Here is a 19,029-nt window from a genome sequence, read left to right as displayed (position 1 = left end):
GCAGGGAGACCGGTCAATTCGCCCCCCTGCGTCGGCCAGGCTAGAGGCGGGCGTGACGAGCCGCGCCGCTGCGGGACTTGGCCATGGCGGCCAGACGCACCGCCACGTTCGCCGCGCCATAACCGACATAGCCGTTGCGGCGCTGCAGGATCTCGAAGAAGAACCGCCCTTCGAATGGCTCGGTGTACACGTGGAACAGCTCGCCGCCCTGGGCATCACGGTCATACAGCACGTTGTAGTAGGCCAGCTCGCTGAGAAACTCGTCGTCGAAATCGAAGCGGGCCGCCAGATCGTCGTAGTAGTTGAGCGGGATATCCAGCAACGGCACCCCGGCCTCCTTGGCCCGGCGAACCTCGGCGAAAATGTCCTCGCAGTCGAAGGCGATGTGGTGCACGCCGGAACCGCGGTAACTCGACAATGCGTGGGAAATAGCCGTGTTGCGGTTCTCGGAGATATTCAGCGGCAGGCGGATCGAACTGCAGCGACTGCGCAAGGCCCGGCTCTTGACCAGGCCGTAGGGGTCGGGCAACACCACTTCGTCGTCGGCCTCGAAGTCGAGCAGGCTCTTGTAGAACAGCACCCAGCTGTCGAGGCTGTCGGCGGGCAGCGCCATGGCCATGTGGTCGATGCGCTTGAGACCACCCGTGCTCGAAGGGCTGGCGGGCGACAGGTGGAAATCGGTTTCGTAGAGCTTCTGTCCGGCGGTTTGCTGGTCGGCCAGGTAGATCAGGCTGCCATCCGGCGCACGGACTGCCGCCAATTCCAGCTCGTTGGGACCGACCAGGCCACGGTAGGGCTGGCCCTTGTAGGCCACCGCGCGAGCCAGGGCGCTGGCGCTGTCCTTGACCCGGATCGCCGTGGCGCACAGCGACGGGCCATGGGCCTCGAAAAAGCTGTGGCCAAAGGAATAGGGCTCGGAGTTGAGGATCAGGTTGATATCGCCCTGGCGCAACAGGCTGACGCTTTTCGAACGGTGCTGCCCGGCCTTGCTGAAACCGAGGCGCTCCAGCCAGTGGGTCAGCTTGGCGCCGAGGCTTTCGTCCACGGCAAATTCGAGGAACTCGATGCCGTCGTTCTCGCTGACCGGCGGCGGCGCGAACAGCGTGTCGAGATTGGCTACCGGCGCCGCCTCCTGGGCCAGCCGCTCGCGGGTCTTCTCTTCCAGATACAGCAGTGAGCGCAGGCCATCGGCGGCATTGGCCCGCGGTGGCGCGGCACGAAAGCCGTCGTTGAAGATTTCCAGCGACAGCGGCCCGGTATAGCCACTCTTGATGATCGGCGCGAGGAATCCCGGCAGGTCGAACTCGCCCTGCCCCGGGAAGCAGCGGAAATGCCGGCTCCACTCCAGTACATCCATCGCCAGGATCGGTGCATCGGCCATCTGCACGAAGAAAATCTTGTCGCCGGGAATCTGCGCGATGGCGCTCGGATCGCCCTTGAGCGACAAGGTATGGAAGCTGTCCAGCAATACACCAAGACTCGGATGATCGGCCTGGCGGACGATATCCCACACCTGCTGGTAGGTGTTGACGTGCCGGCCCCAGGCCAGGGCCTCGTAGCCGATACGCAGGCCACGGGCGCCGGCGCGCTCGGCCAGCAGGTGAAGGTCATCGACCAGGATCTGCCGTTCGCCCAGGCTGTCAGCCGAGGCGTTGCTGCACACCAGCACCAGGTCGGTGCCCAACTCCTGCATCAGGTCGAACTTGCGCTCGGCCCGCTCCAGGTTGCGCGCCAGACGATCGCGGCGGCAGCCTTCAAAATCGCGGAAAGGCTGGAACAGGGTGATGGCGATGCCCAGGTCCGCGCACATCTGGCGGATTTCCCGTGGGCTGCCGTCATAGTAAAGCAGGTCGTTTTCGAAGATTTCCACGCCATCGAAACCGGCGGCGGCAATGGCATCGAGTTTTTCCGGCAGGGTGCCGCTCAGGGACACGGTGGCGATGGAACGCTGCATGAATCGACTCCCGGCAGTGGGCTTCTTATTGTGGACACGAACCAAAACCGAGGGTTCTTCAACCTCGGGAAGTGACCGGATTATTGATGCAGCGAAGCCACGACTTCAATCAAAGTGTACGAACTGGTTAGTTTTGTGTGCGATTATCGACCACAATGGTCCGCAGCGAATTGACGGTTTTTTGCCTGCTGCGCACCATCGTCCGGGCCAAGGCAGTGCTTCAAACGTTCCGCAAACCCAGTCACAATTCCAAAAAACGGGTAATCGCTCATGCTTTCATCTTCACAAAGCTCCCCTGTGACCCAGGGCAGCACCGGCGGCGGCATCGCTGCCAAACTTCGCGGCGCCATGGCCGTCGGCTCGACCCGCTGGGGCATGCTGGCCCTGGTGTTTTTCGCCACCACCCTGAACTACATCGACCGTGCCGCCCTGGGCGTCATGCAGCCTATCCTCGCCAAGGCCATGAACTGGACGGCGATGGACTACGCCAATATCAACTTCTGGTTCCAGGTCGGCTATGCCGTCGGCTTCGTCCTGCAGGGCCGGATGATCGATCGGCTTGGCGTGAAGAAGGTGTTCTTCTGCGCCGTGCTGCTGTGGAGCCTGGCCACCGGCGCCCACGGCCTGGCGACGTCGGCGGTGGGTTTCATGATCTGCCGCTTCATCCTCGGCCTGACCGAGGCCGCCAACTACCCGGCCTGCGTGAAGACCACCCGGCTGTGGTTCCCCGCCGGCGAGCGGGCGGTGGCCACCGGCATCTTCAACGCCGGGACCAACGTCGGCGCGATGTTCACGCCGATGTTGCTGCCGATCGTCCTGCAGGTCTGGGGCTGGCAGGCGGCGTTCCTGTGCATGGCGGCGCTGGGCGGCATCTGGCTGCTGTTCTGGGGCCTGAAGTATTTCAACCCGGAAGATCACCCGTCGGTGAAAGCCTCGGAACTGGCCTACATCCAGAAGGAAGTCGAGCCTGAGCAACCCGGCGTGCCGTTCTCGCGAATCCTGCGCATGCGCGGCACCTGGGCCTTCGCCCTGGCCTACTCGCTGACCGCACCGGTGTTCTGGTTCTACCTGTACTGGCTGCCGCCGTTCCTGAACCAGCAATACAACCTGGGCATCAGCGTGACGCAAATGGGTATTCCGCTGATCATCATCTACCTGACTGCCGACTTCGGCAGTGTCGGCGGAGGCATCCTGTCGTCGTTCCTGATCGGTCGCGGGGTCAACCCGATCCGTGCCCGCCTGATGTCGATGCTGCTGTTCGCCTGCTGCATCATCGGCGTGGTGCTGGCGGCCGGCTCCAGCCACCTGTGGGTCGCGGTGGGGGCGATTTCCCTGGCCATCGGCGCGCACCAGGCCTGGACCGCGAACATCTGGAGCCTGGTGATGGACTACACGCCCAAGCACATGATGAGCACGGTCTTCGGTTTTGGCGGGATGTGTGCGGCGATCGGCGGGATGTTCATGACGCAGTTGGTGGGGCATATCCTGACCATCACCAACAACAACTACGCGGTGCTGTTCACGCTGATTCCGGCAATGTACTTCCTGGCGCTGACCTGGATGTACTTCATGGCACCACGCGAAATCCCGAAGCTGGAAGGCTGAAACCAGCCGCCTGAAAAACCTGTGGGAGCCGTCCTGCTGGTGATTGCGACCTGACAGCCAATATCGTGGTTGACTGAAAGGACGCTATCGCCAGCAGGACGGCTCCCACAAGGCATACAGCGTGTGGGCGATACCGCATCGCCCACACTGGCGTCAGAAGTCGAAGAACACCGTCTCGCCTTCACCCTGGATGCGGATGTCGAACCGGTAGGCGGTCCGGCCATTCACTTCGCAGCGCTGGGCAACCAGGGTCTCGCGACGCTGCGGTTGCTCGATCAGGTTGATTACCGGGCACTGGGCGTTGGCCTCGGCCTCGTCGGAGAAATACAGGCGGGTCTGCAGGTGGATGTTGATCCCCCGGGCAAACAGCGAAACGTTGATGTGCGGCGCCATCGGCACACCGGCGGCGTTGTTCACCACGCCCGGCTTGATCGTCTCCAGGGTCCACTCCCCCGCGTCGAAGGTGGTCGCGGTGCGGCCGAAGCTGTTGAAGGCCTTCTCCGAATCGAATGCGCTGTCATAGATCCCTTCGTGGTTGGCCTGCCAGAACTCCAGGAAGGAGTCGCGCACCAGATGGCCGTTGCCGTCATAGACATTGCCGAACAGCAGGATGTGTTCACCGGGGGCCTCGGGCTTGGCCATCCGGTTCCAGATTTCCTCGGGCCGTGGCGGGTTGCCCGCGGCCGCCAGCGCCAGGCCGATATGCACGTAGGGACCGGCGGTCTGGGACGGGGTTTCCATGAGCAGTTGAACAGGCATGGTCGGTCTCCTCAGCAGTTTTCGAAGTGGGTCTTGCGCTGGCCGCGCAACACGATGTCGAAGCGATAGGCCAGGCAATCCATCGGATTGGCGTTGCCCATGTCGAGCCGCGCGACCAGGCTCTGCACCGCTTCGGGGTTGGCGGTCGACTTGACGATGGGGCACATCGGAATCAGCGGGTCGCCTTCGAAATACAGCTGGGTGATCAGCCGCGTGGCAATCGACGGGCCGCTGATCGACACGTGGATATGCGCCGGACGCCAATCGTTCGGGCCGTTGCGCCATGGGTATGGCCCGGGCTTGATGGTGCGGAAGGTGTAGTGGCCGTCGCGGTCGGTCAGCGCCCGGCCGACACCGCCGAAGTTCGGGTCCAGCGGCGCCAGGTAGCGGTCGTTCTTGTGGCGGTAGCGGCCACCGGCGTTGGCCTGCCAGATTTCCACCAGGGTGTGGGGGATCGGCTTGCCGTACTGGTCGCAGACCCGGCCGGCAAGGATGATCCGCTCGCCCACCGGCAGGCCGCCGTTGTTGAAATTGAGCAGCAGGTCGTTATCGAAACGGCCGAATTTCAGATGGGAAAAGTCCGGGCCGGTACTTTCGCTGGCCGACTGCGGGATGCTCACCAGCGCCTGGCGCGGGGAACGGGCGATGGAGGTCTTGTAGTCCGGGGTGAGGGCCTTGGGGTGCCAATTACGGTCACGAATGACAAAACGACTGCTGTCTGCTTCAGACATGCCGGTCTCCTGTTGTTTTTATGGGAAAGGTAGCTGCACGCTACACACTGCAAATCACGCGCTTGCAGCCTGCCCCAACCGGAAACCGCTGAAAATTGAAAAGCCAGGTTCAATCCATAACCATATGGTTATGGATATTGTCCCTCGCGATAGGCCTGCCCGACTTCCCGCAGCACGTCCACCGCCCATTGCGCGGCCAGCGGCAGCGGCAGGCTGGCATTGCTGGAAATACCCACCGAACCACCCGGCTCACGCTGGCCCAGGTCGATCTCGCGCAACTCGCCCCGTGCCAGGTCCAGGCGCACCGCATCCAGCGGCGCCAGCCACAGCGCCGCACTGGACAACACGTAACGCCGGCTCAAGGCCACCGACAGGGTTTCCAGGCGTTGGCGCGACTGACTGAGGCCGCACTGCACGAACAGGCTGTCGGCGAACTTGCGGATGGTGGTGCCCGCCAGCGGCAACACCAGTGGGAAATTTTCCACCGCCGCGCGATCCAGCGCGCCGTCCAGCAGCGGATGATCGGGGCGAGCCACCAGGGTCATGGATTCGCTGTACAGATGTTCGAAGGTCAGGCCCTGGATTTCCGGGCTGTCGGTCATTCGCCCCACCACCAGGTCGACATCGCCCACCCGCAGTTGCGAGAGCAGGTAGGCGCTCGGCCCGGTCACCACGCTGACCACCAGGGCCGGGTGCCGCTCGTGCAGGCGCCGCACCACTTCCGGAACCAGCAGGCTTTCCACGGTCGACAGCACCCCGAGCCGCACCACACCGGCGGCGTATTCGCCTTCGCGCAGCGCCTGCACGCCCTCGCGCAGAGTCTGCACCGACGGCCCGGCATAACGCAGGAACGCCACCCCGGCCTCGGTCAGGCTGATGCCGCTCTTGCTGCGCACGAACAGGCTGGTCTCCAACAGCTCTTCCAGCTCCTTGAGAGTCTTCGACATCGCCGGCTGGCTCACCGCCATGACATCTGCCGCCCGCGCCAGGCTGCCCTGGCGGGCCATTTCGAGAAAGCACACGAGGTGGCGGAATTTGATGCGGCTATCGATGTTCACAAGACGACGGGCTCCGGTTAGGGATCGGGACGGCGGCCATTGTGTCTGATATTCGGCGCGGGCGGCGGTTTCTGAACCAAACCCCTGGCCAGGCCTCTATCTGCCTGGCCTGACGACCGGACTGGCGGTGGTGCGTCGGGGCAACGACACTCAAATGGCACAACGACGGGAGGATTCCCACATGCTCTGGAAAAAAGGACGGCGCAGCGACAATGTGGTCGACGCTCGCGACGACAGCAATGCCGGTGGTGGCGGTCTACGTTTCGGCGGCGGCAAGGGCTTGAGCCTGACGGCAGTGGTGTTGATCGTCGGCATCGGCCTGCTGACCGGCCAGGACCCGATGCAGATCCTCGGCCAGCTCAGCGGCCAGATGAGCCAGCCATCAGCGGTACCCACCACCCAACAGACACGCCAGGCGCCGGCGGCCAATGACGAGCAGGCGGACTTCGTCCGGGCGATTCTGGGCGACACCGAAGACACCTGGGGCCAGATCTTCCAGCAGGCCGGACGGCAGTACCGAGACCCGACGCTGGTGCTGTTCCGTGGTCGGGTAAACTCGGCCTGCGGCCTGGCCTCCTCGGCCACCGGACCGTTCTACTGCCCGGCGGACCAGCGGGTCTACCTCGACCTGGATTTCTTCCGCGAGATGTCCCAGCGCTTCAAGGCTGCCGGTGAATTCGCCCAGGCCTATGTCATCGCCCACGAGGTCGGCCATCACGTGCAGACCCTGCTCGGCGTATCGGCCAAGATCCAGGCGGCGCGCCAGCAAGGGCGTCGGATGGAAGGCGACGGCGGGCTGCTGGTGCGCCAGGAGTTGCAGGCCGACTGCCTGGCCGGCGTCTGGGCCTGGCACGCGCAGCAACGCCTGCACTGGCTGGAACCTGGCGACGTGGAGCAAGCCTTGAATGCCGCCAATGCAATCGGTGATGATCGCCTCCAGCAACAGGGTCAGGGCCGCGTGGTACCTGACTCGTTCACCCATGGCACGTCCGCGCAGCGGGTGCGCTGGTTCAAGGTCGGCTTCGCCCAGGGACAACTCAGTCAATGCGATACCTTTGCCGCAAAGCGTTTATGAATGAATGGGGGAGTGGCTTGCTCATGGGCGTGTTTCATCAGTTGGCTTCCCGGTTGTCTGGTCAGACGCTATCGCCAGCAAGCCGGCTCCTACAGGGGAGCGTGTTGCTGGGGATGTGCATCAGTTCGGGGCTGGCCGGAGCGGCGGAACATGGCGTCCGGGAGGTCAGCCCCAACCACCTGAAGCTGTCGGCCGGCGAGCTGAGCGTCGGCCTCAATCGCGACTGGCAGGGGCCGATGCCCGATGTGCAGCGGGTGCTGATCATCGTTCACGGCCGCCTGCGCAATGCCATGACCTACCTCCAGAGCGCGGAGACGGCTGCCTCCCAGGCGGGCCAGGCCGGCAACACGCTGATCATCGCGCCGCAGTTTTTGAACGAGAGCGATGTACGCCGCAATCACCTGCCAGACCGGCTGCTGCGCTGGCATGGCAATGACTGGATGGCCGGCGAAGCCGCCACCGGCTCGGCGCCGATGAGTTCCTATGCGGCACTGGACGAGGTCCTCGCCCGCCTGGGTAACCGCGAGAAATTCCCGGCATTGCGCGAGGTGGTGATTGCCGGCCATTCCGGGGGTGGCCAGGTGGTCCAGCGTTATGCGCTGGTCGGACACGGCGACGAGCAATTGGCCGGCAGCGGCATCCGCCTGCGTTACGTAGTGGCCAATCCGTCGTCCTACGCCTATTTCAGTGCGCAGCGACCGGCGAAGGGTTTCGATCCGGCAGGTTGTCCGGGCTTCAATGAATGGAAGTACGGCCTGCAAAACCTGCCGGCCTATGTCACGGGGCAATCACCGGCGCAGTTGGAACAGGCCTACGTGCAGCGCGACGTCACCTACCTGCTGGGGCAGAAAGACACCAACCCGAACCACCCGGCGCTGGACAAGAGTTGCGCCGCCGAAGCTCAGGGCGCCTATCGGCTGATTCGTGGGCACAACTACTTTGCCTATCTGCAGCAACGGCATCCGCAGCGGTTGGCGCAGAGGCTGGTGGAAGTGCCCGGCGTCGGGCATGACGGCAATCGGATGTTCACTTCGCCACAGGGGCAGAAAGTACTGTTCAGCCAGTAACCGCACACAGTGTGGCGGCGACTTACTATGGCCTGCTGATCAACTGCTGCAGCGCGGCACAATCCTCGGCATGCCAGTCGGCCAGCTCCGGCCAGGGATTGTCCGGCAGGTTCACCAACACCGTGCGGGTTCCCGCTGCACGGCCGCAATCGAGGTCGAAACGGTAGTCGCCGACCATCACCATCTCGCTGGGCGCCACGTCCCAGGCTTGGGCCAGTTTCAACAGGCCGCCTGGATGGGGCTTGGGCGGTGCGTCGTCGCGGCCCAGCACATCCTCGACCGCAAAGCAGTCGGCCAGGCCGATAGCCTCCAGCGTGATATGGGCCAGCTCGCGGGCATTGCGCGTCAGGATGCCCAGGCGATAACCCCGCCCGGCCAGCTCGCGCACGAGCTCCACCGCGCCCACCGCGGCTTTCGAACCCAGCGCCAGGTCACGCTCATGCTCCAGCAACCAGGCATGCTTGGCCGCCGCCTCGTCGGCTGGCAACGCTGCCAGGTGAGTGAGGATGTCGTCTTCCGGCGGAATCGACAGGGCCACGCGAATCGCCGCGAAGTCATGCACGGCGACGGTCAGGGTGCCGTCCATGTCGAACACCCAGTGACTCACCTCGGCCAGGCTCATGCCCAATCCTTGCGATGACGAATCAGCCCTTCCTGGGTCACCGAGGCCACCAGCACGCCGGCCCGGTTGTACACGCTGCCGCGGGAGAAACCACGGGAGTTGCCGGCCCAGGGGCTGTCCATCGCGTACAGCAGCCAGTCATCGGCGCGCAGGTCGGCGTGGAACCACAGTGCGTGATCGAGGCTGGCGACCTGCATGTCCTTCTGCCACACCGACTTGCCATGGGGCAGCATCGAGGTGGTCAGCAGGCCGAAGTCCGAGGCGTAGGCCAGCAGGTACTTGTGCAGCGCAGGAATGTCAGCCAAAGCACCGTCGGCGCGGAACCAGACGTACTTGACCGGGTCGGCCGGCTGCGGGTTGTAGGGGTCTTTCTCGGTCACCGGGCGCACTTCGATCGGCTTCGGGCACAGCAGCTTGTCGCGCATGTGCTCGGGGATCAGGTGGGCGCGCTGGCGGGTGATCTCCAGCTCCGACGGCAGGTTCTCCGGCCCCACCACCTGCGGCATGCTGCTCTGGTGTTCGAAGCCCTGTTCGTCGTACTGGAACGACGCGCTGCAAGTGAAGATCGGGTGGCCCTTCTGGATCGCGGTCACGCGCCGGGTGCTGAAGCTGCCGCCGTCACGCACGCGATCGACCGAATACACCACCGGCAGCGCCGCATCGCCGGGGCGCAGGAAGTAGCCGTGCAGCGAATGCACATGCCGCGCATCCTCGACGGTCTGGCTCGCCGCCGACAACGATTGGCCCAGCACCTGGCCACCAAACAGCTGGCGAAAGCCCAGGTCCTGGCTACGCCCGCGAAAGAGGTTTTCCTCGATAGATTCCAGGGTCAGCAAGTCGACCAGGTCTTCCAGCACTTGGCTCATTGAAACGCTCCTCACACAGGGCAATGCCGCCCAGCCTTGGCTGCGGCGGTCGAGGTCATTCGCTGTTCGATGACAGCACTCATGCCGTAAATGATACAGCGTTTACAGGCGCAGGCGTTGCGCCACTAGCCGTGCAGGGTTTCCAGCCACTGGTCGCGGCTGATGCGATACAGCACGTGCTTGCGCAATGGGTGGTCCTCGGCCAGCCTGGGGTGCTCGAAATCCGCCGCCGGGTCGTAGTGCATGCCGATCGCCTGCATGACCTTCTGCGAAGGGGTATTGGCCTCGGTGGTGAAGGCCACCACCTCCTCCAGCGCCAGGCGGTCGAACGCGCAGCGCAAGGCGGTCCACGCCGCCTCGCTGGCATAACCCAGGCCCCAGTGTTCGTTGGCCAGGCGCCAGCCGATTTCCACCGCCGGGGTGAAATCGGCGTCGAAATTGACATGGGCCAATCCGGTCAGGCCGATGAACGCACCGGTGTCCTTGCGCTCCAGCGCCCACAGGCCAAAACCGTGCTCGGCGAAATGCCCACGGATGCGCCCGATCAGCGCGGCGCTTTCCAGCCGGCTCAGGGCCACCGGGAAATAGCGCATGACTTGAGGGTCGGCGCACATCCGGGCAAATTCCGGCAAGTCCTCGTCGCGCCACTGACGCAACAGCAGGCGCGCGCTCTCAAGTTCCAGTATCGGCTCCATCACTCCCCCTCGAGAATTCCTTGTCACGCTGTTTCCTGCCCGCAAGTGTATCGCGCTGATAAGATCCTTCACTCATTCCTACATGAAATCGCCATGCCGCTGCCTCTGATCTATCACGATGACTACAGCCCGGAGTTTCCGCCGGAGCATCGTTTCCCCATGGACAAGTTCCGCCTGCTGCGCGATCACCTGGTGGACAGCGGCCTCACCAGCGACCCGGCCCTGCTGCGCCCGGAGATCTGCCCCGTGGATATCCTCGCCCTGGCCCATGACCGCGACTATATCGAGCGCTACATGGCCGGCGAGCTCTCCCGCGAAGACCAGCGGCGCCTCGGTCTACCCTGGAACGACGCCCTGGCCCGCCGTACCGTACGGGCAGTGGGCGGCTCGCTGCTGGCCGCCGAACAGGCCTTGCGGCACGGCCTGGCCTGTCACCTGGCTGGCGGCACCCACCATGCCCACTACGATCATCCGGCGGGTTTCTGCATTTTCAACGACCTCGCGGTGATCAGCCGCTACTTCCTGGAAAGCGGGCGCGTCGACCGGATATTGATCTTCGACTGCGACGTGCACCAGGGTGACGGCACTGCCCGCATCCTTGAAGACACTCCCGAGGCCATTACGGTTTCGCTGCACTGCGAGAAAAACTTCCCCGCACGCAAGGCTCAAAGTGACTGGGACATCCCCTTGCCCATGGGCATGGGCGACGCCGACTACCTGCGGGTGGTGGATGACGCGCTCAATTACCTGCTGCCGCTGTATCAGCCGGACCTGGTGCTGTATGACGCCGGCGTCGATGTACACAAGGATGACGCCCTCGGCTACCTGAAGCTGACCGACGAGGGCGTGGCGGCCCGTGATGAGAAGGTCCTGCGCCATTGCCTGGGCCGGGATATCCCGGTGGTCGGGGTCATCGGCGGCGGTTACAGCAAGGACCGCCAGGCCCTGGCTCGGCGCCACGGCATCCTGCATCACAGTGCGCAACGGGTGTGGACGTCATCAGGCTGCCATTGAGTTGTGCAGGCTTACCCACAATGCCTGTGGAACCGCCTGTGGATAACCTGCGGGGAAGGCTCGGCAGACCTTGCAGGGCAAGGCTCACAGACGGTTGTATGTTTTTCGTACACATGCCGATGTCGTGCCCGTTCTATCGATGAGTGCAACACAGGAGGGCCCATTCGTGGGCAAGCCCGGCTCGGGGTCTGCGTCGTACACAAGGCATGAGTTTGGCGCGGTCACCGTAGGGGCAGGGCTTGCCCACGAACAGGCCCGCAAGTCCTGCCCCGCAACCGCCCACACAACACAAGGCTGTGGAAAAACGTAGAATACGCACCCCGTCCAGCCGATTCGCAGCCCGTCATGACCCGTCCAGCCCCCGACACCCCTTCCCGCGTCGCCATCATCGGCGGCGGCCCCGCCGGCCTGATGGCCGCCGAGGTCCTGAGCCAGGCGGGTATCCAGGTCGACCTCTACGACGGCATGCCCTCGGTCGGGCGCAAGTTCCTGCTGGCCGGCGTCGGCGGCATGAACATCACCCATTCCGAGCCCTACCCGGCCTTTCTCTCGCGTTATGCCGAGCGCGCGCCACAGATCGCGCCAATGCTGCGGGCCTTTGGCGCCGACGAACTGCGCGAGTGGATTCACGGCCTGGGGATAACGACTTTCGTCGGCACCTCCGGCCGGGTTTTCCCCAGCGACATGAAGGCCGCGCCGCTGCTGCGCGCCTGGCTCAAGCGCCTGCGCGATGCCGGGGTAGTTATCCACACGCGCCATCGCTGGACCGGCTGGCGGGACGGCAAGCTGGTTATCCACAGCCCGGACGGCGAAAAGCTCGTCAGCGCCGACGCAACGTTGCTGGCCCTGGGTGGCGGCAGTTGGACGCGGCTGGGTTCCGACGGGGCCTGGTTGCCGCTACTGCAACAACACGCCGTTGGGGTGGCGCCGCTGCAACCGAGCAACTGCGGGTTCGAGGTCGGGGCCTGGAGCCAGTTGCTGAAGGACAAGTTCGCCGGCGCGCCGCTGAAGAACGTCGCCATCGGCCTGCAACACCAGGCCCTGCGCCTGGGCGAATGCGTGATCACTGCCAGCGGGATCGAGGGCAGCCTGATCTACGCGTTGTCCGCCGGCATCCGGGAACAGATCAACCAGCACGGCTCGGCCGTTATCGAAATCGACCTGTTGCCTGGCAAGACCCGTGAGCAACTGCGCACGGCACTCGCCAAGCCACGCGGTTCGCGCTCGATGGCCAAGCACCTGCACAGCCAGGTAGGCATCGACGGGGTCAAGGCGGCGCTATTGCGGGAACTGGCGGATGCCACCTGCTTCGGCGATCCCGAGCGGTTGGCAAACGCGATAAAAGCCCTGCCATTGAAACTGGTGGCGCCCCGTCCGCTGGACGAGGCCATCAGCAGTGCCGGTGGCGTGACCTTCGAAGCGATGGACGAACACCTGATGCTCAAGGCCTTGCCGGGGGTGTTCTGCGCCGGCGAGATGCTCGACTGGGAAGCGCCGACCGGCGGCTATCTGCTGACCGCCTGCTTCGCCAGCGGGCGGGTGGCGGGGAAAGGCATTCTGGAATGGCTGCAGCGCCAGCCAACACGGCATCTGTAGAAGCAGGGCTTGTCGGGACGCCGAACCGCCGCGAGGGCGTCCTCAAGGACGCTAAAAGCTTCGCGGGCAAGCCCTGCTCCTACAGGTTTGTATCAGACGTTCATTCTGTGTACGGGGCTTTATGATCAGGTTCAGGGCTTGCGCTTGCGCGGCCCGGTATTGAAGGCAGGCACCTTGCGCACCGGCTTGACCGGCGGCGCCACGTCTTCCGGCTTCTCGCCGCTGTCCACCCAACGTCCCAGGTTGCGCTTGCCGCCGCCCGACTCCTTGGGTTTCTTCGGCTTCTTCGGCTTTTTCACCACGTTGCCAGATGCATCGGTCTCCGGCACCCGGTGATCCGGTTCGAAGCCGGCTTCGTCGTTACGCTTGAGGGTCTGGCGCGTCAGGGTCTCGATCGCCGACAACAGGTTTACCTCATCGGCACACACCAGGGAAATCGCCTCGCCTGTGGAACCGGCGCGACCGGTGCGACCGATTCGGTGCACGTAGTCCTCGGCGACGATCGGCAGGTCGAGGTTGACCACCAGCGGCAGGTCCTCGATGTCCAGGCCACGGGCGGCAACGTCGGTCGCCACCAGGATCTGCACCTCGCCCTGCTTGAAGCTGTCCAGCGCGCGCTGGCGGGTCGCCTGCGGCCGATCGCCGTGGATACCGTCGGCGCTGATGCCCAGGCCCTGGAGTTTTTCCACCAGTTGGTCGACGCCATTGCGGGTCTTGGCGAACACCAATACCTGCTTCCACTTGTTCTTGCGCAACAGGTGCACGAACAGCTCCGACTTGCGTTTCTTGTCGACCGTCACCACCCACTGCTTGACCGTGCTGGCCGCCACGTTGCGCGGGCTGACCTCGATGCTCAGCGGGTTGTTCAGCGTCTGGCCGGCCAGCAGGCGGATGGCATCGGAGAAGGTCGCCGAGAACAGCAGGGTCTGGCGCTTCTTCGGCAAGGCGCGGTAGATGTTGCCCAGTTCTTCCTGGAAACCCAGGTCGAGCATGCGGTCGGCCTCGTCCAGCACCAGGGTCTGCAACTGGTTGAACTTGATCGCGTTCTGGCGGAACAGGTCGAGCAGACGTCCCGGCGTCGCCACCAGCACGTCGACGCCGCGGCGCAGTTTCATCATCTGCGGGTTGATGCTGACCCCGCCGTACACCGCATAGGTGCTCAGCGGCAGGTGCTCGGCGTACTGGCGAACGCTTTCGTGGACCTGCTCGGCCAGCTCGCGGGTCGGCACCAGGATCAGCGCGCGCACCGAGTTGGCAGCGACCTTGGGACCTTCCATCGCCAGCAATTGCAGCAATGGCAGGGCGAAACCGGCAGTCTTGCCGGTACCGGTCTGGGCGGCGGCCATCAGGTCGCGGCCGGCCAGCACGGCGGGAATGGCCTGGGCCTGGACCGGTGTCGGCTCCTTGTAGCCGAGGGTGTCCAGGGCCCGGGTCAGGGGTTCGATCAGGCCAAGCGTGGCGAATGTCATGGGGATACCGTAGGAAAAAGTGTCAGCGCAGTGAAGCAATGCGCGGCAGTTTACCCTGTTAGGCCCCTTTCGGCTTGCGCCACTGCGGCAAACCGATCAACACCACGGCACTGATGATCACCGCCATGGCCATGCATTCGTGCCAGCCGATGTGTTCGTCGGCGAACAGGATGCCCAGCAGCACCGCCACCGCCGGATTGACGTAGGCGTAGCTGGTGGCCGCGGCCGGCCGGACATGCTTGAGCAGATACATGTAGGCGTTGAAGGCGATGATCGAGCCGAAGACAACCAGGTAGGCCATAACCGCCCAGCCTTCGACGGACGGCATGTGGGTCAGACGCTCGCCACGGGCAAAGCTTGCCAGCAGCAACACCACGCCCGCCACCAGCATTTCCGCCGCACTGGCCATGCCGCCGGGAGGCAGTGGCAGGTGCTTGCTCCACACCGAGCCGAACGACCAGGTGGCCGCCGCCAGCAGGATCAGGCCAGCGCCCAGCGGGCTGCCTTGCAGGTTGGAGCCCATGTTGAGCAGGCCAATGCCGATCAGCCCGAGCACAATGCCGGCCCATTCCAGGCGAGTGGCGCGGCCGCCCCAGAAGTAGCCACAGAGCAGGGTGAACAGCGGCACGGTGGCCACCGTCAGCGCGGCGATGCCCGAGGCCACGCCGATGTGCTCGGCGAGGGTCACCGCACCGTTGCCGAAGGTCAGCAGCAGCACACCGATCACGGCGGCAGCCTTCCATTGCTGCCAGGTGGGGGCCGGCACGCCGCGCCAGCGCTGGTAGCCATACATCAGGGCGCCGGCGATCACGAAGCGGATGCCGGCCATCAGCAGCGGCGGCCAGGACTCGACGCCGATCCGGATCGCCAGGTAGGTCGACCCCCAGATGAAATAGAGCGCGAAGAAGGCACCGATCAACGGCAGCGGAAAGCGGCGAGGGGCAGGCATGGGAGGCTCAGGGCAGCACAAGGGAACGCTATTCTAGAAAGGCCAACGGCAAATAATAAGTTACAAAACCGCGTTATCACGCCAGTACACTTTCTAAAACACGGATATCACGGGTATAACCCGTGCTTTCGAAAGCTCGCGTTGCAGAGGCCTTTGTAGATGGACAAGTACGACCGATTGATCCTGGGAGCCCTGCTGGAAAACGGCCGCGCCTCGTTCGCCGAACTGGCGCGCAAGGTCAACCTGTCCGCCCCGGCGGTGGCCGAACGGGTGTCGAAGCTGGAGAGCAGCGGCGTGATCACCGGCTACCAGGCCAAGGTCGATCTGGACAAGCTCGGCCTGCCGATCCGCTGCGTGATCGAGCTGCGATTGAACCAGCATGGCAAGCAGCAGATCTACGACGAGCTCGCGCAGATCCCGCAAATTACCGAATGCCATCGGGTCACGGGTGATCCCTGCGTGATCATGCAGGCGGCAGTAGGCTCGATGGGCGAGTTGGAGGAACTGATCAACCGGGTGGCCCAGTTCGGCCTCAGCAAGACCTCGGTGGTGCTGTCCAGCGCCATCGAGCCGCGGGTGCCGTTGGGGCATCTGGACACCAACGGCAATGGCAAGGCCAAAGGCTGACGCGGCGCGGAAGCAGACTGGCCTCGCGTGGTGAGCACACTTTTTGACGAGCGGGCTTTTGTGGCGAGCGGGCTTGCCCGCGCTCGGCTGCGAAGCAGCCGCAGAAGCGGCCTCCTCGGTGGATCAGATCGTTCTCGGTTGCCTGGTTTCAGGGCCGCTTTGCGCCCCAGCGCGGGCAAGCCCGCTCGCCACAAAAGCCCAGCCCGCTCACCCTGGATTCAGTTCGGGTTGCCCCTTACCAGAGACAACCACTCCCAGCCACCGGCACCACCTGCGGCATGTCCCGCAGGCGGATCCAGGGCTCCTTGCGCCAGTGCAGCAGGCTCAGCGCCCCACCTTGCCACTCCAGCAAGCCCAGGCTCGGCGCCTGGGTCTGCGCCGGTTGCGGCTGGTCGCGCAGCATCGGCAGCACTTGGTGAGTCAGCCACTGGCGCAAGTGGCGGTTCTCCGGCAGGTAGTGATAGACCAGCATCGCATAGACACCGGACTCGCTGATCATCAGATGTTCCTCGGAGCCGCTGTTGCCCTGCAGGTTCAGGGTACGGCGCTGATCCGGGTCGAGCTTGAGCGCCTTGCGCTCGTGCCACTCGATCCCCATCAACCGCGCGACATCGCGGGCGCAGAACCAGGCTTCGTCATGCAGGAGCAAGGCGCGGAGTTTCAGGTGGTGGCGGGTGAAAATATGGGGTTCGAAGCTGATATCGACTTGCGCTTCGAGAATGGAATTTTCCATTTTGGATCACTCTTGGCTGTCTGAAATCAAGCTGCCAAAAGCCTTCCTACGGACTTGGGTGGCAGCCGTACGCGGGGTAGGAACCGAGTTTTCAGACAACCCCGGCCACGCAAGAGCGTGCCCGCGCACGGCCACCATGGCTGATTATCCGGGCATAAAAAAAGCGCCGCAATCAGTAGGTGGACGCAAAGCGTCTGAAAAGGTCAGCAAGGGTTCCTACGCCCTGTCACCGATTTGGCGATGACGCAGAAAGGCTAGCGGCGGCACACCACGCGGAAAAGACAGCACATGTCGACACCAGAAGTACGACATTTCTGAAAAGCTACAGGACAGCCGAATGCGCCATGCAACCCCGCAAAATCCCTAATACCATCCCGACTTCTGCAGACGACTGACGGTGGGGTACGAGCATTGATTGGCTGCGAAATAAAGACCAAAATAAAGACCGATCAAGGAGTCTTTATTATGCAAAGCGTTTTGAGCAAGATGGTTGTCAGCGTCTCCGAGCTCAAGAAGAATCCGTCCGCCGTGTTGACTGGCGCAGGAGGAGAGCCTGTGGCCGTGCTCAACCATAATCGTGTCATGGGTTACATGGTGCCTGCTGAGGTGTTCGAAGCACTGATGGAGCGACTGGATGACCTGGAACTGGCTCAATTGGCCAGAGAGCGCATCGAAGCCAATGAAACGCCGGTACAGATTTCCTTGGACGATTTGATTGCTGAAGCTCAGGCCGATCTCGAAGATGGGCGCTGAATACCGTGTTGAATGGGATCTCAAGGCCGTAAAGGAGCTGCGTAGCCTGGACGCGGCTCTTCGGTTGCAATTGCTGCACAAATTGGAAGAACGTCGGCATGCACCACGCGTGCAAAGCGATGCACTGTACGGGCTTAAGGACTGCTACAAGATCAAGTTGCGCGCAGCAGGGTATCGACTCGTCTATCGTGTCGAAGATGAACGAATCGTCGTTGTAGTACTGGCGATAGGCAAACGAGAGCGCAGCGCCGTGTATGAGCAGGCCAGGAAACGCACCTGACCGGCTGTTTCAGACACCCCGAAACCGCTTCAACTGCTCCCCCACCTTCGCCGCCGGCACCTTCTGCAGCTTGCACAGCAGGTCATGGGACAATTCCCGCAGCCCGTGCCTGTCCCGCAACTCCCCGGCCATGTGCGCCAGCAGGTTCGCCGCCATCTCGGCGTCGGCCATGGCCCGGTGCGCCTTGCCGGTGTTCGGCAGCTGTGCATAAGTAGTCAGCGTGCCGAGCTTGTGGTTCGGCGCCGATGGCATCAGGCGGCGTGCCAGCAACAACGAGCAGGCGAAGTTCTGCAGGCGGGTGCGCTTGATGCGCGACATTTCATAGTCCCAGAACTTCTGGTCGAACGCCGCATTGTGCGCCAGCAGTGGCGTGATGCCGACGAACTGGTTGACCTCGTTCATCACCTGCTCGGCAGGTGGTGCGGTGCGCAGCATGGCATTGCTGATGCCGGTCAGTTGTTCGATGAACGCCGGCACCCGTACGCCGGCATTCATCAGGCTCTGGTAACGGTCGACGATGCGCCCTTCTTCCAGGATGACCACGGCGATTTCCGTCGCCCGGCAACTGCTGCTCGGCGAGATACCGGTGGTTTCAAAGTCGATGACCGCAATACGTTCCAAAAGCCCTGCCCTTTCAATGATCGGTTGTTCAGTTTTTCAGCAGCAACGCGCCTTCGATCGGCACGTAGCGGCTCGCCGCGCGAATCAGCGAGTTGGCGGTCAGCCCCGGCACGCCATAGGCCACCGCCTCGACCCCGTGCTTGCCGATGATGCGCTCGAGCAGCAGGTCGAAATCGCCATCGCCGGACGCCAGCACCACTTCGTCGACGTTCGGCGCGGCGTCCATGATGTCGATGGTGATGCCCACGTCCCAGTCGCCCTTGGCCGAACCGTCGCTGCGCTGGATGTACGGCTTGAGTTTCACTGTGAAGCCCAGGTTGCGCAGGATCTGCTGGAACTGCTGCTGCTTGCTGTCGCCCCGGTCGATCGCATAGGCATAGGCCTCGACGATCTGCCCGCGCCGGCTGATATCGGCCCACAGGGCGGCATAGTTGAAGTGACAACCATAGGCCTGGCGGACGGTGTAATAGAGGTTCTGCACATCGGCGAACACTGCGATTTTCTTCACCGCGGATCCTCATGGCGCAGACGCGCACTGACAGGCTGACGGACACT

General features: G+C 63.7%; 20 protein-coding genes. 8 read left to right on the top strand and 12 right to left on the bottom strand.

What is annotated here, in order from left to right:
- Window positions 1–40: 40 nt before the first annotated feature.
- Window positions 41–1,954 carry a 3-dehydroshikimate dehydratase QuiC gene (gene quiC, locus AC6I6U_RS08345; protein WP_497881497.1) on the bottom strand — a complete coding sequence of 638 codons (1,914 nt, stop codon included), beginning with the start codon at window positions 1,952–1,954 and terminating at the stop codon, window positions 41–43.
- A 270-nt stretch (window positions 1,955–2,224) separates the two neighbouring features.
- Between quiC and AC6I6U_RS08340 the strand changes: the two genes are divergently transcribed.
- On the top strand, window positions 2,225–3,559 hold the full coding sequence (locus AC6I6U_RS08340) for an MFS transporter (protein WP_497881496.1): 1,335 nt from the start codon (window positions 2,225–2,227) through the stop codon (window positions 3,557–3,559).
- Window positions 3,560–3,712: 153 nt separating this feature from the next.
- On the opposite strand, the gene pcaG is transcribed toward AC6I6U_RS08340, so the two are convergent.
- The 3 genes from pcaG to pcaQ form a co-directional block, all read right to left on the bottom strand.
- Window positions 3,713–4,318, bottom strand: a complete 606-nt coding sequence (gene pcaG, locus AC6I6U_RS08335; protein WP_497881495.1) for a protocatechuate 3,4-dioxygenase subunit alpha — start codon at window positions 4,316–4,318, stop codon at window positions 3,713–3,715.
- Between the two features lie 11 nt (window positions 4,319–4,329).
- Entirely contained in the window at window positions 4,330–5,049 is a 720-nt protein-coding gene (gene pcaH, locus AC6I6U_RS08330; RefSeq protein WP_497881494.1) for a protocatechuate 3,4-dioxygenase subunit beta, read from the bottom strand.
- A gap of 128 nt (window positions 5,050–5,177) precedes the next feature.
- A complete protein-coding gene (pcaQ, locus tag AC6I6U_RS08325) occupies window positions 5,178–6,107 on the bottom strand; it encodes a pca operon transcription factor PcaQ (RefSeq protein ID WP_497881493.1) in 930 nt (309 codons plus the stop codon).
- 181 nt (window positions 6,108–6,288) lie between these two features.
- Here pcaQ and ypfJ point away from each other — a divergent pair, with 181 nt between their 5' ends.
- Window positions 6,289–7,182, top strand: a complete 894-nt coding sequence (ypfJ, locus tag AC6I6U_RS08320; protein WP_497881492.1) for a KPN_02809 family neutral zinc metallopeptidase — start codon at window positions 6,289–6,291, stop codon at window positions 7,180–7,182.
- Between the two features lie 113 nt (window positions 7,183–7,295).
- Window positions 7,296–8,249 (top strand): alpha/beta hydrolase, encoded by a 954-nt coding sequence (locus AC6I6U_RS08315; RefSeq protein WP_497881491.1) that lies wholly within the window; start codon window positions 7,296–7,298, stop codon window positions 8,247–8,249.
- 25 nt (window positions 8,250–8,274) lie between these two features.
- On the opposite strand, the gene AC6I6U_RS08310 is transcribed toward AC6I6U_RS08315, so the two are convergent.
- From AC6I6U_RS08310 to AC6I6U_RS08300, 3 genes are all read right to left on the bottom strand, one after another.
- Window positions 8,275–8,871: an HAD family hydrolase gene (locus AC6I6U_RS08310; protein WP_497881490.1), complete on the bottom strand. Its 597-nt coding sequence runs from the start codon at window positions 8,869–8,871 to the stop codon at window positions 8,275–8,277.
- The gene (tesB, locus tag AC6I6U_RS08305) at window positions 8,868–9,737 is read right to left on the bottom strand and encodes an acyl-CoA thioesterase II (RefSeq protein WP_497881489.1); all 870 of its coding nucleotides are present in this window, start codon (window positions 9,735–9,737) and stop codon (window positions 8,868–8,870) included. The genes AC6I6U_RS08310 and tesB overlap by 4 nt, the downstream gene beginning before the upstream one ends.
- Window positions 9,738–9,862: 125 nt before the next feature.
- Complete coding sequence (locus tag AC6I6U_RS08300) at window positions 9,863–10,432, bottom strand: GNAT family N-acetyltransferase (protein ID WP_497881488.1); 570 nt, start codon at window positions 10,430–10,432, stop codon at window positions 9,863–9,865.
- A gap of 93 nt (window positions 10,433–10,525) precedes the next feature.
- Between AC6I6U_RS08300 and AC6I6U_RS08295 the strand changes: the two genes are divergently transcribed.
- Together AC6I6U_RS08295 and AC6I6U_RS08290 are read left to right on the top strand one after the other, a co-directional pair.
- Window positions 10,526–11,446, top strand: a complete 921-nt coding sequence (locus AC6I6U_RS08295; protein WP_497881487.1) for a histone deacetylase family protein — start codon at window positions 10,526–10,528, stop codon at window positions 11,444–11,446.
- Window positions 11,447–11,791: 345 nt separating this feature from the next.
- Window positions 11,792–13,042 (top strand): TIGR03862 family flavoprotein, encoded by a 1,251-nt coding sequence (locus AC6I6U_RS08290; RefSeq protein ID WP_497881486.1) that lies wholly within the window; start codon window positions 11,792–11,794, stop codon window positions 13,040–13,042.
- 131 nt (window positions 13,043–13,173) lie between these two features.
- On the opposite strand, the gene rhlE1 is transcribed toward AC6I6U_RS08290, so the two are convergent.
- Together rhlE1 and yedA are read right to left on the bottom strand one after the other, a co-directional pair.
- Entirely contained in the window at window positions 13,174–14,511 is a 1,338-nt protein-coding gene (gene rhlE1 / locus AC6I6U_RS08285) for an RNA helicase RhlE1 (protein WP_497881485.1), read from the bottom strand.
- A 58-nt stretch (window positions 14,512–14,569) separates the two neighbouring features.
- Entirely contained in the window at window positions 14,570–15,460 is an 891-nt protein-coding gene (gene yedA / locus AC6I6U_RS08280; RefSeq protein ID WP_497881484.1) for a drug/metabolite exporter YedA, read from the bottom strand.
- Between the two features lie 159 nt (window positions 15,461–15,619).
- Between yedA and AC6I6U_RS08275 the strand changes: the two genes are divergently transcribed.
- Window positions 15,620–16,087, top strand: coding sequence for an Lrp/AsnC family transcriptional regulator (locus AC6I6U_RS08275; RefSeq protein WP_497881483.1), 468 nt, complete (start codon window positions 15,620–15,622; stop codon window positions 16,085–16,087).
- 235 nt (window positions 16,088–16,322) lie between these two features.
- On the opposite strand, the gene AC6I6U_RS08270 is transcribed toward AC6I6U_RS08275, so the two are convergent.
- On the bottom strand, window positions 16,323–16,820 hold the full coding sequence (locus AC6I6U_RS08270; protein ID WP_497881482.1) for a BRO-N domain-containing protein: 498 nt from the start codon (window positions 16,818–16,820) through the stop codon (window positions 16,323–16,325).
- Between the two features lie 465 nt (window positions 16,821–17,285).
- On the opposite strand from AC6I6U_RS08270, the gene AC6I6U_RS08265 reads away from it, so the two are divergent.
- Window positions 17,286–17,573, top strand: a complete 288-nt coding sequence (locus AC6I6U_RS08265; RefSeq protein ID WP_497881481.1) for a type II toxin-antitoxin system Phd/YefM family antitoxin — start codon at window positions 17,286–17,288, stop codon at window positions 17,571–17,573.
- Window positions 17,563–17,853 (top strand): type II toxin-antitoxin system RelE family toxin, encoded by a 291-nt coding sequence (locus tag AC6I6U_RS08260; RefSeq protein ID WP_497881480.1) that lies wholly within the window; start codon window positions 17,563–17,565, stop codon window positions 17,851–17,853. Before AC6I6U_RS08265 ends, AC6I6U_RS08260 begins: the two co-directional genes overlap by 11 nt.
- 9 nt (window positions 17,854–17,862) lie before the next feature.
- On the opposite strand, the gene AC6I6U_RS08255 is transcribed toward AC6I6U_RS08260, so the two are convergent.
- Window positions 17,863–18,474 carry a 3'-5' exonuclease gene (locus AC6I6U_RS08255; RefSeq protein WP_497881479.1) on the bottom strand — a complete coding sequence of 204 codons (612 nt, stop codon included), beginning with the start codon at window positions 18,472–18,474 and terminating at the stop codon, window positions 17,863–17,865.
- A 28-nt stretch (window positions 18,475–18,502) separates the two neighbouring features.
- Window positions 18,503–18,982 carry a LabA-like NYN domain-containing protein gene (locus AC6I6U_RS08250; RefSeq protein ID WP_497881478.1) on the bottom strand — a complete coding sequence of 160 codons (480 nt, stop codon included), beginning with the start codon at window positions 18,980–18,982 and terminating at the stop codon, window positions 18,503–18,505.
- Between the last annotated feature and the right edge of the window lie 47 nt (window positions 18,983–19,029).

The sequence above is a fragment of the Pseudomonas sp. UTLPPB19802 genome (assembly GCF_059730225.1).
This window is presented reverse-complemented; position numbering and strand designations above follow the sequence as displayed.